This window comes from Gordonia sp. DT219 (assembly GCF_049847065.1).
Classification (GTDB): Bacteria; Actinomycetota; Actinomycetes; order Mycobacteriales; family Mycobacteriaceae; genus Gordonia.
In genome coordinates this window covers 214,980-229,660 of record NZ_JBNCNR010000002.1, presented here as the reverse complement: position 1 = coordinate 229,660, position 14,681 = coordinate 214,980, and the positions used below count along the sequence as shown (strand labels likewise).

13 protein-coding genes and 1 pseudogene are annotated in these 14,681 nt (G+C 67.3%); 5 read left to right on the top strand and 9 right to left on the bottom strand.

Going from position 1 to position 14,681, the window contains the following annotated elements; genetic code table 11:
• The first annotated feature begins 92 nt into the window (after window positions 1–92).
• The 3 genes from ACPXB3_RS04455 to ACPXB3_RS04445 all read left to right on the top strand — a co-directional run bounded on the left by ACPXB3_RS04455 (window position 93) and on the right by ACPXB3_RS04445 (window position 3,694).
• Window positions 93–437 (top strand): hypothetical protein, encoded by a 345-nt coding sequence (locus ACPXB3_RS04455; protein WP_425706161.1) that lies wholly within the window; start codon window positions 93–95, stop codon window positions 435–437.
• Window positions 434–2,920: a hypothetical protein gene (locus tag ACPXB3_RS04450; protein ID WP_425706154.1), complete on the top strand. Its 2,487-nt coding sequence runs from the start codon at window positions 434–436 to the stop codon at window positions 2,918–2,920. The genes ACPXB3_RS04455 and ACPXB3_RS04450 overlap by 4 nt, the downstream gene beginning before the upstream one ends.
• 246 nt (window positions 2,921–3,166) lie before the next feature.
• The gene (locus tag ACPXB3_RS04445) at window positions 3,167–3,694 is read left to right on the top strand and encodes a hypothetical protein (RefSeq protein WP_425706153.1); all 528 of its coding nucleotides are present in this window, start codon (window positions 3,167–3,169) and stop codon (window positions 3,692–3,694) included.
• 303 nt (window positions 3,695–3,997) lie between these two features.
• Here ACPXB3_RS04445 and ACPXB3_RS04440 read toward each other — a convergent pair whose 3' ends face one another.
• The 7 genes and pseudogenes from ACPXB3_RS04440 to ACPXB3_RS04410 form a co-directional block, all read right to left on the bottom strand.
• A complete protein-coding gene (locus ACPXB3_RS04440) occupies window positions 3,998–4,384 on the bottom strand; it encodes a transposase (protein ID WP_425706152.1) in 387 nt (128 codons plus the stop codon).
• A 39-nt stretch (window positions 4,385–4,423) separates the two neighbouring features.
• Window positions 4,424–4,547: pseudogene (locus tag ACPXB3_RS04435) on the bottom strand (hypothetical protein); the annotation flags it as partial.
• Between the two features lie 496 nt (window positions 4,548–5,043).
• Entirely contained in the window at window positions 5,044–5,931 is an 888-nt protein-coding gene (locus ACPXB3_RS04430; RefSeq protein ID WP_425706151.1) for an LLM class flavin-dependent oxidoreductase, read from the bottom strand.
• 8 nt (window positions 5,932–5,939) lie between these two features.
• Window positions 5,940–8,138, bottom strand: coding sequence for an RNA polymerase recycling motor ATPase HelR (gene helR / locus ACPXB3_RS04425; RefSeq protein WP_425726633.1), 2,199 nt, complete (start codon window positions 8,136–8,138; stop codon window positions 5,940–5,942).
• Window positions 8,139–8,216: 78 nt separating this feature from the next.
• Window positions 8,217–9,449 carry a CynX/NimT family MFS transporter gene (locus ACPXB3_RS04420; protein WP_425726631.1) on the bottom strand — a complete coding sequence of 411 codons (1,233 nt, stop codon included), beginning with the start codon at window positions 9,447–9,449 and terminating at the stop codon, window positions 8,217–8,219.
• On the bottom strand, window positions 9,446–10,120 hold the full coding sequence (locus ACPXB3_RS04415; protein ID WP_425706148.1) for a FadR/GntR family transcriptional regulator: 675 nt from the start codon (window positions 10,118–10,120) through the stop codon (window positions 9,446–9,448). The genes ACPXB3_RS04420 and ACPXB3_RS04415 overlap by 4 nt, the downstream gene beginning before the upstream one ends.
• Before the next feature lie 28 nt (window positions 10,121–10,148).
• The gene (locus ACPXB3_RS04410) at window positions 10,149–10,370 is read right to left on the bottom strand and encodes a hypothetical protein (protein WP_425706147.1); all 222 of its coding nucleotides are present in this window, start codon (window positions 10,368–10,370) and stop codon (window positions 10,149–10,151) included.
• A gap of 83 nt (window positions 10,371–10,453) precedes the next feature.
• Here ACPXB3_RS04410 and ACPXB3_RS04405 point away from each other — a divergent pair, with 83 nt between their 5' ends.
• A complete protein-coding gene (locus ACPXB3_RS04405; protein ID WP_425706146.1) occupies window positions 10,454–11,431 on the top strand; it encodes a GlxA family transcriptional regulator in 978 nt (325 codons plus the stop codon).
• A complete protein-coding gene (locus ACPXB3_RS04400; RefSeq protein WP_425726629.1) occupies window positions 11,431–12,468 on the top strand; it encodes an NAD(P)H-dependent flavin oxidoreductase in 1,038 nt (345 codons plus the stop codon). The genes ACPXB3_RS04405 and ACPXB3_RS04400 overlap by 1 nt, the downstream gene beginning before the upstream one ends.
• 9 nt (window positions 12,469–12,477) lie before the next feature.
• On the opposite strand, the gene ACPXB3_RS04395 is transcribed toward ACPXB3_RS04400, so the two are convergent.
• Window positions 12,478–13,755, bottom strand: coding sequence for a competence/damage-inducible protein A (locus ACPXB3_RS04395; RefSeq protein ID WP_425726906.1), 1,278 nt, complete (start codon window positions 13,753–13,755; stop codon window positions 12,478–12,480).
• A 96-nt stretch (window positions 13,756–13,851) separates the two neighbouring features.
• Window positions 13,852–14,601 (bottom strand): CPBP family intramembrane glutamic endopeptidase, encoded by a 750-nt coding sequence (locus tag ACPXB3_RS04390; protein WP_425726627.1) that lies wholly within the window; start codon window positions 14,599–14,601, stop codon window positions 13,852–13,854.
• Window positions 14,602–14,681 lie beyond the last annotated feature (80 nt).

Below are 14,681 nucleotides of genomic sequence, written 5' to 3'. Positions count from 1 at the left end.
TGCGGTCGACGACTTCATCCAAGAACAAACGTCCAGATTTGTCTCCTGAAGGGCTGTGAGCCTGTATGACTGCTCCTACTTCTTCCTTGTCGGTGTCGGGTGGCGCGCATCGCCTCGACGCCAACGCCGTGACCACTGAACTCCCCACGACGGCGGGCCATACCGGTCGCTCGGCCGCCGAGGCTGGCCCGACTTCTGCGCCGGACGATCCCTCCGCCAGTGGTGGGGTGCCGGTACTGAAGGTGATGCTGTTCCTCGTCGGCTGCGTACTGCTGGTGCTGGCGGCGGCGAACTTGATGAATCTTGGGGTGTGGTCGGATCGGTGGGGTGTGATTCCGGTATTCCTGGTGTTCTTTCTAGTGATGTCGATCGCCGGACGCTGGTTTTGGGCCGGTGCGAACGCCATCCTCGGAGCCCTGATGTGGGGCAACAAATGACATCCAGCAGCGGAACGCGAGCAGAGCAGTCGGTGGCGTCGAAGGTTCGTCGGGGGCATCACCGGGTCCCGCGCCATCGTCTCGGTGCTGGGCTGCTGGCTGCCGCGGTGTTGGCGATCGGCGGCGGGGTCACCGCAGCGGCGCTCGGCAGCGAACCGGCTCCGGCACACGCGGACGCGTTGTGCGATCAGATGCGCGCCCAGTACGGCTCGAACTGGCCGTGTGTCTCGGTACCTACCAACACCTTCCAACCCACTACGAACACGCCGTACGTACCGACGACCGGCGCCAACGGCACCGGTGGCCCACAAGTCGGCTCCAACATTGGGCCCGGCCCGGGCGAAGGCAACGGCACGCCGATCGTCACTGTGCCCGGACAAGCCGCCCCACAACCACCCGCAGGCACCGGCAACGGCGAATCGGTACCAAACAACCCGAACACCGGCAGCGCACGGCCAACAGCACCGCAACCAGTCCCGCCCGGCGACACCACCGGTCAAGTACCGGTAGCCCCGAGCACTGCTGCCCCGGCAGTGACAACCGTGCCGGGCGCGGCGACCGCCGAGCCAAACAACCCGCCGCACGCATTGGATTCGGGCTCGAAGCAACCGGAGATCCCGCTGGCTGCGTGGGTCGTGGCGGGTGCGGCGGCATTCGCCGCGGCGAACCCTCGGGTACGGCGCGCAGCCCTCGGCGGGCGGTCGTCGTCTGGTGGGCTGCAGAGTTGGTCGTTGCTGCGGCGTGGCGGGTCGGAACGGGCCACGGTGGGTCCGTCGCAGTTGGTGTTGATCAACGATCCGAGCAGCCCGAAAAACTACGTGTTCCATGAAGACGTGCCGCCGGGTGGGCATATCGGGGTGAATCCGGACGGGTCGGCCACCATCTACGACGCCACCGGTAAACCAGTCAGCCAGATCGCGAAACCATGGGCCTACGACGCCCTCGGACGACCTCAGAAAACCTGGTATACCGTCGACTACAACGGGAACCTGGTCCAGCACGTCGAACCCTCGCCCGATGCGGTGTATCCCATCGTCGCCGACCCGACTCACGAGGAGTCGCAAGCGCAAGCCGGTTTCGACGCGCTCACCGCTAACACTCAGGGCCCCGCGGTACAGGGGCGCGACGGCGCTCAACAACGCCAAGCGTTGCGGCAAGAAGGCTTGGATGTGACCTCGGGGACCTCCTCGGACGGAACCCCGGTCGCCAACGTCACCGACCCTGTCACCGGGGACAGCGGTCAGGTCGCCACCGGCCCATCTCCGGATACTCAGCAAGCAGTGGCGGCGTCGAACTCGCAAAGCCAGTGGGACCAGATGACCGCCAACACCCAAGGCCCCGAAGTGTCCGGTCGTGACGCCGCTCAGCAACGCCAGACCCTACGCGATCAGGGCTTGGCGGTCACCTCAGGCGCTACCGATGACGGCACCCCGGTCGCCAACGTCACCGACCCCACCACCGGAGATACCGCGCAGGTGCCGACAGGCATGTCCCCGACCACCCAACAGGCAGTCTCCGACTCACATAGCCAAGACGTCATCGACCGTCAGATCGCCAACACTCAAGGCCCCGCGGTACAAGGACGAGACGGCGCTCAACAACGCATCGAGGCTCGCGAGCAGGGCTACGCGGCCACGGCCAGCGTCGACGACGACGGCAATCCGATCAACGTCTACACCGATCCCACCACCGGCGCTCACTTCAGTGTGCGCGCCACCGGCAACGATCCAGCCCAAGCGTTCACCGATCAACTCACCGCCGCCACCAGCATGGGCCCCTACACCAGCCCCGAAGCGCAACACACCGCGCAGGGCGCGCAAACCCGCACCGGACTGCGCGAACAAGGACTCATCGTCAACACCGGCACCGACCCCGTGACCGGGCAACCCGCCACCACCATCACCAACCCCCGCACCGGACAAACCCAATACACCGGCACCAACCCCGACGGCACCACCTACACCATCAACATCGCAGGGACCGGACAATCGGCCACCGGTGGCGAGGGCGAGGCATCAACGTTGTTCACCAATCCGGCTACCGGAGAACCACTGGACCTCAACGGCCCAGCAGTCACCGCAGCCATTGGCGCCGCACAGCAACGCGGTGGCGATATCGCAGCTACTTTCCGGCAGCCAGGACCATCCCATTCGGTGGGCAGAGCCGGTCTCAGCGCAGAAGAGATCGCACGCCTCGGCTCAGCAGGCAAGGCTCTGGCTCGGGGCTCGTTCCTTCTCGGGACCGCGTTGACCGCTGCCGATGAGTTCGGCAAGTATCATCGTGGTGAAGAAGACGGCGGCGATGCACTCGCTGGCGCGGGTGGAGCCATTGCAGGCGGTGCGCTTGGCGGTTTGGCCGCTGGCGCGGCGATAGGGTCGTTCGCGGGTCCGATTGGTACCGCCATCGGCGGAGGTATCGGCGCGGCGGTTGGAAGCCAGGCAGGCGCGGACGCCGCACGGTGGATCAAAGGATTGTTCGACTAACCACGGCGAGAGAACCGGCAAATGAGCAAGCGAACACGACCTCGACACTCGGCAATCAAAACCCGTGAAGCATGGGCCGTTGATAACGTCGACGACACCAACAAGTTCGTACGCAACCGTCTTGGCGACAATATTACTGATACATGGTTGATAAACTTCTACGCCATCCCCACCGTGATCGCTTTTCTCCTAGGCGCCATAATAGGTAGCTCACTACTCTAGGGTTAATCTTAAAGGGAGCACATTGTGACACTAACCGCCGTCGAGTACGGTATCCGTGCAACCGGGAAGCCTGCAACTTTGCGCGCGGTGAACCCGCAACTGATGTTTGCAGCTCCCGTAGGATGGAGCGATGCCGACACCGAACTGGCTAACTCGCTGATGGCAAGCAGGGTACTGCTTCAACCTCCGCGCCGGGGTGAATCGTTTGCCCCTAACGTCGTCATTCAATACTTCGACTTTATGTCATCCGTCAGCTTAAAACTATCCGCAATTGACACTGACCAAGACATCCTAAACCTCAACTCTTCACAGTTGATTGGACACCACGTTCTCGTAAATGGCTTCGTGAGCATCGACGAAGGCCGCTTCGTCGAAGATCATAGAGTGCTCGCTATCAGACGGATACATGTGTCGTACAAGACAACAGAAGGGAAAGCGGCCCTGTCGATACTCTCCTGCACAGCACCGGTGAGTGACTGGGAATCCCTAGCCTCTGATATCGGTACAATCTGTCGAACATGGCTCAAGACAACGGTACCCGGTCTCTCATGAAGCGATTGCGCTGGGCTTTCACCGGCTGGTTCGGTTGGCTCATCACTTACCCACTAATAGCCTTTGCGGCAGGATTGGCACTGGGAGCGATCGTATAAACCAGTCCGGCACGTAGAGGTTAACCTAGGTTAACCTCTATCTTTCGTGTGGCGACGCTGCGTGATGGTTGAGCCCGGATGGGTGGTCTGAGGACCGATTTCCGGGGTCGGGCCGTGTGTGGATGCCCGAGCGTCGGTGGGCGTCGGGGTTCACGGCCCCGAGGTGGGTGTCCTTTCTGGTCTGTGGTCAGGTCGGATAGCGTGGTCAGCCAGGGTTGGGAAGTGTTGCGATTCTGGTGATTCCGTCGAGGAGGAGCTGCAGGTTCGGTGCGGTGGCGGCGAGTTTGAGTCGGGTACGTCGCGCATGGCGGGTGAGTTTCGCGGCGATCGAGAACAGTTGCTGCCGTAGCCGTTTAGTAGGTTCCCACCTGCGGGCCGGGTGATCGGTGAACGCAAGGAGCTGGGTCCAGGCCAGTAGCTCGCAGGCCAGCTCGACGATGGCGCACCAGATGCGGTTCTGCTCGAACCCGTGTAGTGGCAGGTTGGTCAGGCCGCAGTCTTTGGCGGTGCGGATACGGTCTTCGCAGCGGGCTCGGCGCCGGTGCCTGATCGACGACGGTGATGTGGTCGGCGGCGATGTTCGCCCCGGCATTACCAGCCCGCAACATCATCGCCAGGGGTTCGCCGGTACCGGCGGGCCCGTGATCGACGAACGCACACAACGGGTGAAACCCATACCCGCGCATATACGTTGGTGCGGCGTGTTGCTTCTCCGAGTGCGCGGTGACCAGGGTGGCATCAAGATTGACGATCACCGGATGGCCAGCACCGGTGTTGTGGTCGGGGCGGCCGGGCCTGCTGCCTGCCACGCCAGTCGGCGGGCCGCGCCGCGAGCGGTGTTGATCGCGGTCAAGGCCCTCGGCGCATCCCGGGCCACCAGGGTGATCAGGCGGGAGACCGTCGGATTCCGGTCGACCCGTCAGCACCGCAGCGATACCGCCGGCCTTGGCGGCGGCGCCGGCCAGGGCGGCGCACACGAACTCGGCCCAGTCGATCGGCACCGCCCGGGCAGGGCCGGATTCCCGACCATCCGAGGCGGTTTGGCGAGAAGCATAGTCACGTAGCCGGAACGCCTCGGTGAGCACGGTGATCGCGTCGTGCAACTCGGTAGGTTCCTGAGACCAACGGCGTTGGTGGAGGTGTATAACCAGCGACGGCAAGTTGCCGGGCGATCTCGGCTCCGATGCCCTGGGCACCGCCGGTCACCGCGACGACCAAGCCCGCTACCGATCTGCGCCGACTCATGATCGGTCAGTCTGTCACAGCGGTGCGCGGATGCGAGTGGGATTGCAGCCGTGTGGCGACCTCGTCGAGCACGCGTTCCGACGCCCGGTACGGCTGTTCGGCCCGGGGCCAGTGGACGATCACATCGGTGAAGCCGAGATCGGCTGCGCGGCCGACGAGTTCGTCGAACAACCCGATGCTCTCCAGCGCGTTGCGTGGTGAGGCGTCGAGGCTGAGGTACCGGGGAAAGTCTCCGGTCCGGCCGTCCTTCTCGAGGGTGTCGGTGAGCAGTTCACTGCTGGCTCGGACCCCGTCGAGCCAGTCGTCGAGCGTGTCCGCGGGAGCGCCGGTGGTGATCCACCCATCGCCGTGCCGGGCGGCGAATCGCACTGAGCGCGGGCCGTTGCCCGCCAGCAGGAACGGCACCCGTGGCCGGACCGGATCGCCGACGAGCCGCATGTCGCGGGCCTGGTAGTACTCACCGTCGGCGTCGACGTGGTCCTCGCTCAGGGTGCGGTCGAGGAGCAGGGTGAACTCCTGAAGCCGGTCGACGCGCTGCCGCGGTGGCAGTCGATCGCCGCCGAGCAGAATGTCGTCGGGGGTGCCGCCGGCGCCGAGCCCGAGCAGCAGCCGGCCGTCGGAGATGTCGACGAGCGTGGCGACCTCGCGGCTCAGCGCGACCGGATGCCGGAAGTTGGGCGAGATGACGAACGCACCCAACGAGATTCGCTCGGTGACCATCGCCGCGGCGGTGAGCGTCGGGATACCGGCGAACCACCGGGAATCGGGCAGGCCACCCCAGACCAGGTGATCGTAGGTCCAGGCGTGATCGAAACCCATCGCCTCGGCGCGGCGCCATCGCGGCTGCGCCTCGCGCCAGGTCAGCTCGGGCAGGATGCAGATACCGAAACGCATGCCCCAGCCTATCGTTGCCCGGTGTCGCCGACTGCTGCGGCGTGCGGTGCGGCGGTGAGGACCGCGAGCCGCTGGGTGGCCCGGGTCATGGCGACGTACCGGTCGACGGCTCCCGCGACGCCGCCGCCCAGCGCAGGGGATTCCACGAGCACCACGAGATCGAACTCCAGCCCCTTGGCCAGTACGGGCGGCAGGGCCCGAACGCGTTCGCGGGTGCGGAGATCGGGCAGCTCATCGGGAGCGGCGATGACGCAGGCGGTGGCGCCGGGATGGTCGCGCTCCCACTCGTCGAGGATCGTGTCGAGCTCGCCTGTCGACCCGTGGTGGACGTCGATTCCGTTGGCGCGGACGGAGACCGGCACGTTGGCGTCCGGAATCGCGGCGGTGATCACCGGCGCGGCCGCGGCCATGATCTCCTCCGGGGTGCGGTAGTTGATCGACAACCCGACCTGCCGGACGTCGGGGAAGCCGACGCGGTGCAGGCGCTGCGACCAGGTCTCGGTGAACCCGCGGCGGGACTGGGCGCGGTCGCCGACGATGGTGAAGCTACGGGAAGGGCAGCGGGACAACAGCATCGACCAGTCCGCGTCGGTCAGCTCCTGCGCCTCGTCGACGATGATGTGCGCGAACGGCCCGGCCAGCGGATCGCGGTCGGCACCCGGCGCCGCGGACTCGTCGACGAGGACCTCACGGAGGTCGGCGTTGCGCAGCATCGGGGCGAGTCCCTCGCCGTCGTCGAGGGTGTGCGCCGCGAGCAGATGGTCGACGACGGCGTCCATCTCGGCGCGGTCGGCGGCGAGTGTCGCCTCACGGATACGGCGACGACGGGAGAAGCCCGGATCGCCCAGCCGCCGGTGCGCGGCGTCGAGCAACGGGAGATCTGCGGTGGTCCACGCGGAGGGCTGTGCGCGCTGCAGCAGCCGGACCTGCGCGGAACGCAGCTCCGGCGCGGCCAGCCGCAGATACGCCGGCACCGACCACAGGTCGGCGACCAGAGTGGCCGCGTCGAGCACCGGCCACGCGGCACCGAACGCCTCGACCAGCGTGGTGTTGTGCGCCAGCGTGGTTCGCAGTTGCGGTCGCGGTACGGCGTCGCGATCGTCGAGCAGATCACCGACGATGTCGACGATCGCCTCGAACACCTCTTCGCGCGCCTCGTTGTGTGGCGTGCCGGGCTCCGGCACACCGAACGCCTCCGCCCACTCGCCGGTACCGAATTCGACGTCCTGCCACGGAGTCTCGATCTCGATCGAACCGGTGGGCGGTTGCTCGTAGAAGCCGACTGCCCGCTCGATCACCCCAACCGGGTCGAGGCGTGACTTGAGCTCTTCTACCTCCGGTTCGGATTCGGTTGTGGCAGTATCCCCTTCGGGGACGAGATCGCGGAGGATGCAGGTGTGTACGCCTTCTTCGCCCAGACTGGGCAGCACGTCGGACACATAGCCGAGGTAGGGGTCGTGCGGCCCCACGACCAGCAGATCGCCGCGATTGCCGGCCAGCCGGGGATCGGCGTAGAGGAGATACGCCGCGCGATGCAGGGCGACCACGGTCTTGCCGGTACCGGGGCCGCCGTCGACGACGAGCGCGCCGTGGCTACCGGCCCGGACGATGGCATCCTGGTCGGCGGCGATGGTGCCCAGTACATCTCGCATCCGTGGTTCCCGGTCGGCGTCCAGGCCGGCGAGGAATGCCGAGTCGGCGTCGAGTGCGAGGTGACGGTCGTCGCCGGTGAACGACTCGTCCCAGAAGTCGAGGATCGTGCCCTGGTCCCACCGGTATCGGCGCCGGCTCGCCAGCCCCTTCGGGTCGGCGTGGGTGGCGGCGAAGAACGGCTCTGCCGCCGGGGTGCGCCAGTCGACGAGCAGCTGCTCCCCGGTGCGGTCGGTCAGTCCGAGCCGGCCGATGTAGGTGATCGTGTCGTCGGCGGTGACGGTCCGCCCGAGACACAGGTCGACGCGGTACCGGCGCAGGACCCGGAGCCGGCGGGTGGTCTCGTGGATCTCCAGATCGCGGTCGAGGGCCCGCCGGCCCCCGCCGCCCTCGGCGTGCCGCAGCGCATCGAGACGATCGGTGAGGTCGGTGATCGTCCGGGTCAAATGCTCGGCGATCGCGGCGAAATGCCGCTCGTCGTCACCGATGATGTCGGGGCGGGCCTTGGGTGATTGCGGGTCGGGCAGGGAGAAAACGCGTGGCGCGCGAAAATCCATGTGCGCCATTGTGAGGCGCCCAGGGGGCCTTGCCGCAAGCCCCCTACTGCGCTATACAGTGAAGTGGGAAGAAAAGTTCTACACCGCACTCCCGGCATTCGCGACCGGCTGCTTCCGGTCCATCTTGACATCGCGCGCCGCGATCAGCGTCGATGCCGCCTGCGCGAGGATCGGGATGGCGAGCACCGACATCGCGATGTTCCACGAACCTGTCGAATCATGTAGGGCACCAACGACTATGGGTCCGAAGGCGGCCAGGATGTAGCCCACCGACTGCGCCATCCCCGACACCTGGCCGGTCTGTTCGGCCGACGAACTGCGCAGCACCATGAACAACAGGGCCAGACTGATCGAGGCACCGGGACCGAACATCACCAGGATCGTCCAGAGCACCGTCGCGTGGTCGGTGAGCAGCAACCCGGCCAATCCGATACCGCACAGGGCCACCACGATGAGCGTGATCACGCGCTGATCGGCGAAGCGGCCCGCGATGATCGGGACGATCAGCGACGCGAGGAGCGCGACGACCTGCCCGACCGCCAGAATGGTTCCGGCCGCGGCCGCCGAGTAGCCGTCGTTGGTCAGGTACGCGGGCAGCCATGCGGTGAAGGTGTAGAAGACCAGTGACTGGGCGCCCATGAAGACGGTGATCGCCCACGCGATGGTGTTGCGGCGCAACGTTCCGGTGGCTGCGACCGTTTCTTCGCTGCGCCGGGTGATCTGTGGGGTCCAGATCACCGCGGTCACCACGGCCAGGATCACCCAGGCGGCGATCGTGAGTCGCCAGTTGTTGCCCAGCGTATTGTCGAGCGGCACCGTGACGCCGGCGGCCACGGCGGCACCGCCGGACAGTGTCATCGAGTAGAGACCGGTCATCAAGCCCGACCGATGTGCGAAGTCGCGCTTGATCAATGCCGGCAGCACCACGTTGCACATGCCGATCGCCGCGCCGACGACGGCCGAACCGGCGAACAGCAGAGCCGTCCCCGGGACCAGGCGCATGAGGGTGCCGACGATCAGCAGGAGCAATGCGCCGAAGATGGTGCGCTCGATGCCGAATCGGGCGGCCAGCCGCGGCGCGACCGGAGCACTCAACCCGAAGAACAGCACCGGCAGCGTGGTGAGCAGACCGGCGGTGGTACTGCTGAAGCCGGTGTCGGCGCGGATCTCGTCGATCAACGGGGCCACCGACACCACGACCGGCCGTAGGTTCGCCGCCACCAACATCACGCCGACCGCGGTGAGCACAGTGCCGATCGGGCGGGCCCGACGGGTGCGGCCGGATGCGGTCGACGGTTCCGTCACCGTCATCGGACCACCTCGCGGGCGATGTCGAGGTAGGTGTGGACGGCCGCGCGTGCGCGTTCCGGCGAGCCGTCGGCAATCGCCGCCACCACCTCGTGGTGGCCGTCGGGGTGTCCGTCGTGCGTGGCGCCCGCGGCGATGGCCTCGTGAGTGCGGCGCATGACCTCGCCGACACCTTCGTACAGCTCCATCAGCAGGCGGTTTCCGGAGATCTCGACGATGGTGGCGTGGAATTCGATGTCGAGTTGCGCGTATCGGGTGACATCGTCGGCGTCGAGTGCGGCGACGGCCGCCTCGAGTTTCGCCCGCAGGCGTGCGATGTCGTCGGCGTCGGCCCGCTGCGCCGCGAGCTCGGCGGCCTCGGTCTCGAGGGCGCGTCGCGTGCTGACCAGATCGGTCAGTACCGGGTCCGGGGTGGCCCGGGTGAGGGCGCCGACGAGCACGTTGCGGCTGCGGACGTAGGTGCCGTCCCCGCGGCGTGGCATCAACAATCCCGAGTGCTCCAGTGCGCGCACCGCCTCGCGAATCGTATTGCGGCCCACGCCGAATTGTTCGACGAGTTCGGGCTCGGCGGGGATGCGGGCGCCCACGGGCCACACGTTGTCGCGGATCAGTTCGTGCATCCGGTCGACCACCAGCGAACTGGTGCGCGGGGGCGGTGTGATGAGCGGCGTCATACAGACAGGCTAACATCCCATGTTTGACTCATGCCGAGTCGCGGCGTTGGAGATGGAGTGTGTGCAGCTCGGCATTGATGCGATCGGTGTCGGGGCCGTACCGCCACGGACGGTCGTCACGCACGGCCAGGCCGACGAGGTGACCGAGCGGAACCGGTTGTGCGTCACCGACTTTCCGGTGGACACGGTAGACGATCACGGCGGTGGGAACGATGATGAGGGCTGCGATGGTGAGGATCAGGGGAGTCATGACAGAAAGCATGCGCCCATTCAATTCCTGCCACTAGTGGCGGAGGTGCCATTGTTCGCAAAATATCTGCCACAATGGTCTTCATGTTGAACTCCGTCGCCGTTCTGCTCTTCGGGCGCGTCGCCCTGTTCGAGTTCGGAGTGCTCAACGAGGTGTTCGGGCTCGATCGCACCGACGACGGGGTGCCCGCCTTCGACTTCCGGGTCGCATCACCGACGCCGGGTGCGGCGCTGCAGGTCGACCACGGTGTGACGGTCGCAGCCCCGTACACCCTCGATGAGTGCCTCGACGTCGACCTGGTCGCCGTGCCGGGCGGCAGCACCTCCGGGGACTACCCGGAAGACGTCCTACGCACCCTGCGGACCGTCGTCGACAACGGTGGCCGAGTGCTCACCGTCTGCTCCGGAGCGTTCGCGGCCGGGGCTGCCGGACTCCTCGACGGGCGACGCTGCACCACCCACTGGAGGTACGGCGAGAAGCTCGCGCGGATGTTCCCCGACGCCAAGGTCGACACCGATGTGTTGTTCGTCGACGACGGGCCGATCACCACCAGCGCCGGAACCGCCGCCGGTATCGATGCCTCGTTGCATCTGGTTCGGGAGGAATGGGGGTCGGCGATCGCCAATCGCATCGCGCGCCGGATGGTGGTCTCCCCGCACCGCGACGGCGGGCAGCGACAGTTCATCGATGCACCGGTGCCGACGTGCGCCGATGAGGGATTCGGCGAGTTGCTGGACTGGATGATCACCCATCTCGATCACGACGTCTCCGTCGACGATCTCGCCGCCCGGATGCACATGTCGGGGCGCACCTTCGCGCGGCGGTTCGTCGACGAGGTCGGGATGCCGCCGCGACGCTGGTTGACCGAGCAACGCGTGCTGCACGCCAAACATCTACTCGAGACCACTGCGCTGTCGGTCGACGAGGTGGGGCGGCTGGCCGGTTTCGCGTCGGCGACATTGCTCCGCCACCACTTCACGACGACAGTGGGAGTGGCGCCGGTGGTCTATCGCCGGCGATTTGCCGGTGACACGGCGAACGTGATGGAGAGGAGTGAGTGATGTTCGATCTGCGTGGGCTCGAGGTACCGATCATCGCGGCCCCGATGGCGGGTGGTCCGTCGACCCCGGGACTGGTGATCGCCGCCGCCCGGGCCGGCGGATTCGGCTTCCTCGCCGCCGGATACAAGACCCCGGAGGTCCTCGACTCCGACATCGGCGCCGTTGCTGACGTGGGTGTGGACTACGGCGTCAACATCTTCATCCCCGGCCCGCCGATCCGTGACCGCGCCGCCGTCGAGCGGTATCGAGAGTCGTTGCGGCCCTTGGCGGAGCGCTACGGGGTGCCATTGCCCGAGATCGTCGACGGCGACGACGACCACTTCGCGGCCAAGATCGACCTCGTCGTCGAGCGTCGGGTTCCGGTGGTGTCCTTCACCTTCGGGCTGCCGTCGGTCGACGTCGTCGCGCGATTGCATGATGCCGATATCGCGGTCGTCGCCGGTGTCGCGAGTGCCGACGATGCCGACCGGGCGGTCGCCATCGGGATGGACGGACTGTGCGTGCAGGGCACCGAAGCGGGTGGACACCGCGCCTCCCTCGATCTCGACACCCGGCCGAACACCACCCCGGCGATCACCCTCGTCCGAGAGGTGGTGTCGCGCACCGACATTCCGGTGATCGCCGCCGGCGGGATCTGCGACGGGCGGGCGGTTGCAGACAATCTGGCCGCCGGGGCCGTCGCCGTCCAGATCGGTACCGCCCTTCTCGACTCCGACGAGGCGGGTACCAGCACCGTGCACCGAGCCGCGCTGCGGAGTCCGTCGTCGACCGAAACCGTTGTCACCCGCGCATTCTCCGGTCGCCCGGCCCGCGCGCTGCGCAACGACTTCACCGACACCTACGACTCGACCGCACCCGCCGAGTATCCGGCCGTCCACCATCTGACCAGCCCGCTCCGCAAGGCGGCCGCCGCTGCCGGTGGCCGTGACGACGTGAACCTCTGGGCCGGAACCTCGTTCGGCTCCATCGGCGGAGGCTCGGGCGCCCACATCATCGCGGATCTGTGGGCGCAGTCCCAGCACAGCTCCGGCCGGTAATCGGCGAGCCTACGGCTGCAGGGCGCGGTGCAGCATATGCATCGCGACGGTGGTGGACCGTTCGCGGACGGCGGCGCGGTCGCCGGGCAGGTACAGCGTGCGTGCCAGCGCGGTGCCGTCGGCGAAAGCGAGGCCGAAACATACTGTGCCGACCGGCTTTCCGGGTGTGCCGCCGCCGGGGCCGGCAATTCCGCTGGTGGACACCGCGATGTCGACGCCGAAGCGCCGCACCGCCCCCGCGGCCATGGCGGCGGCGACGGGCTCGCTGACCGCGCCGTGCTCGTCGATCAGTTCTGCGGGAACGTCGAGGGTTCCGGACTTCGCCGCGTTCGAATACGACACCACCCCACCGACGACGTAATCCGACGATCCGGCGCGGTCGGTGAGGCGTGCGGCGATCATGCCACCGGTGCAGGATTCGGCGGTCGCCACGGTACGGCCCTGCAGCGTTGCCGCCACCAGGTCGTCGATGGTGGCGCCGTCGACGGAGAAGATCTCGCCGTGATGGTGCTCGCGCAGCTCGTCGGCCAGCGCGTCATAGGCGGGCTGTGCGCCTGCGGGGTAGCGGGTGACGATCTCCACCTCGCCGCGACGCAGGCAGGTGGTGATCTCGAGGTCGCCGATCCCGGCGATCCGCGGCTCGACGCTCCGTAGCGTGGCGGCGAGGTCGGATTCGGACAGGCCGAAGGCCCGGATGGTCTGCTCGCGGAAATCGCCCCGGCCGGCGATGGCGGCGGCCACGGGCGCGGCGCTGATCGCGGCGTCCCACATCCCCTGCAACTCGCGGGGTGGGCCGGGCAGGACCAGGATCGCCGGCAACCCGCGTTCCCCGTCGGTGACGGCCGGGACCGCGACACCGGGGGCCGTGCCGACCGGCGGGATCGCGAGCGCCCCTCCAGGGACCATGGCCTGCTTGTGCGTCCCGGCGCGGGTGGATTCGGACTCCGCCTCGCCGCGTTGCCGTTGCCAACGCGAAATGATCTGACCGATATGCCTTTCGAGGTCGTCGTCGAGATAGAGCGGCCGTTCGCAGAAGCGGGCGACGGTCTCGACGGTCAGATCGTCGGCCGTCGGACCGAGCCCACCAGTGGTGACGATGAGGTCGACGCCGGTGTCGGCGAGGAAACGCAGCTGCGCCGTCAGATCCTCCGGACGGTCCCCACCGATGGTGATATGCGCAACGTCGACGCCCATGGCGAGCAGTCGCTGTGCCACCCAGGGACCGTTCTCGTCGGTGATTCGGCCCGTGAGGACCTCGGTTCCGGTGACCACGATTCCCGCGCGCACCTTCGGGGCCTGCGGGGTCGCGCGCTGGGCTGAGACGGTGTCGGCATTCACCCGATCGAGCATAGTGGCGTTCGGGCGGTGGGCGGTCGCAGCGGCTCAGCTCGGCAGATGCCAGGCGATCGCGGCCGCGATCGCACCCACGCCGTTGACCGCCCAGTGCAACGCGATCGGCGCGAGGAGGCTGCCACTGCGAATACGCAACCAGCCCAGGATGATTCCGGCGAATCCGGTCACCAACACGGCAAGGAGGACGCCGGCCGCGGTGCCCCACGCGCCCGTCCCGACGGTGTCACCGAGCGCCTGATTGTGCGCCGACAACCCCAGCGACGACGCCACGTGCCACAGCCCGAAGAGCCCGGCTTGGGTGAGTAACGCGGTCCGCGGGGTGAAGGTCCGGCGCAGGGCACCGAACAGCACGCCCCGGAAGATGAGCTCCTCGGCCAGCACGGTACGCAGCGGGATGAGGATCAGCGCGGAGTAGAGCGCCGGCCCTACGTCCCGGTAGGCGTCGTTGTGGAAAAGCTCCCGGGTGAACGGAAGTGCCACGCCGACGGCGGCGATCACAGCGATCGCCCCCACGATGACGGCCGCATATTGCAGGCCGCGACCCATCGAGCGGGGCGACAACCCGACATCGTCCCAGGTGAGCCCCACTGCCTTTCCGATGAGGAGGATGAGGACCGCCCCCACCGAGACCGACCACCCGCCGTCCGGGATCGACGGACCGAACACCAGGATCTGGACGACGATCAGGATCGCCACCACGCCGATGCAGAGCAGACCGAACCGACGGTTCACGATCGTCTCCTCCCCGCTGCTCGCGCCCGGACCGACGTTCTCTGCCACGATGTATCGACTGACGTGCCCGGCGGGCCGGGAACGAATCGCGTGGGCAACGAATCACAAGAGTACGGACAACAGGAGCG

Bases quoted from the DNA above. Each gene is read 5' to 3' on its own strand.
- ACPXB3_RS04440 (WP_425706152.1), bottom strand. From the start codon at position 4,384: ATGCCGGGGCGAACATCGCCGCCGACCACATCACCGTCGTCGATCAGG.
- ACPXB3_RS04405 (WP_425706146.1), top strand. From the start codon at position 10,454: ATGTTGAACTCCGTCGCCGTTCTGCTCTTCGGGCGCGTCGCCCTGTTC.
- ACPXB3_RS04410 (WP_425706147.1), bottom strand. From the start codon at position 10,370: ATGACTCCCCTGATCCTCACCATCGCAGCCCTCATCATCGTTCCCACC.
- ACPXB3_RS04430 (WP_425706151.1), bottom strand. From the start codon at position 5,931: ATGCGTTTCGGTATCTGCATCCTGCCCGAGCTGACCTGGCGCGAGGCG.
- ACPXB3_RS04415 (WP_425706148.1), bottom strand. From the start codon at position 10,120: ATGACGCCGCTCATCACACCGCCCCCGCGCACCAGTTCGCTGGTGGTC.
- ACPXB3_RS04420 (WP_425726631.1), bottom strand. From the start codon at position 9,449: ATGACGGTGACGGAACCGTCGACCGCATCCGGCCGCACCCGTCGGGCC.
- ACPXB3_RS04450 (WP_425706154.1), top strand. From the start codon at position 434: ATGACATCCAGCAGCGGAACGCGAGCAGAGCAGTCGGTGGCGTCGAAG.
- helR (WP_425726633.1), bottom strand. From the start codon at position 8,138: ATGGATTTTCGCGCGCCACGCGTTTTCTCCCTGCCCGACCCGCAATCA.
- ACPXB3_RS04400 (WP_425726629.1), top strand. From the start codon at position 11,431: ATGTTCGATCTGCGTGGGCTCGAGGTACCGATCATCGCGGCCCCGATG.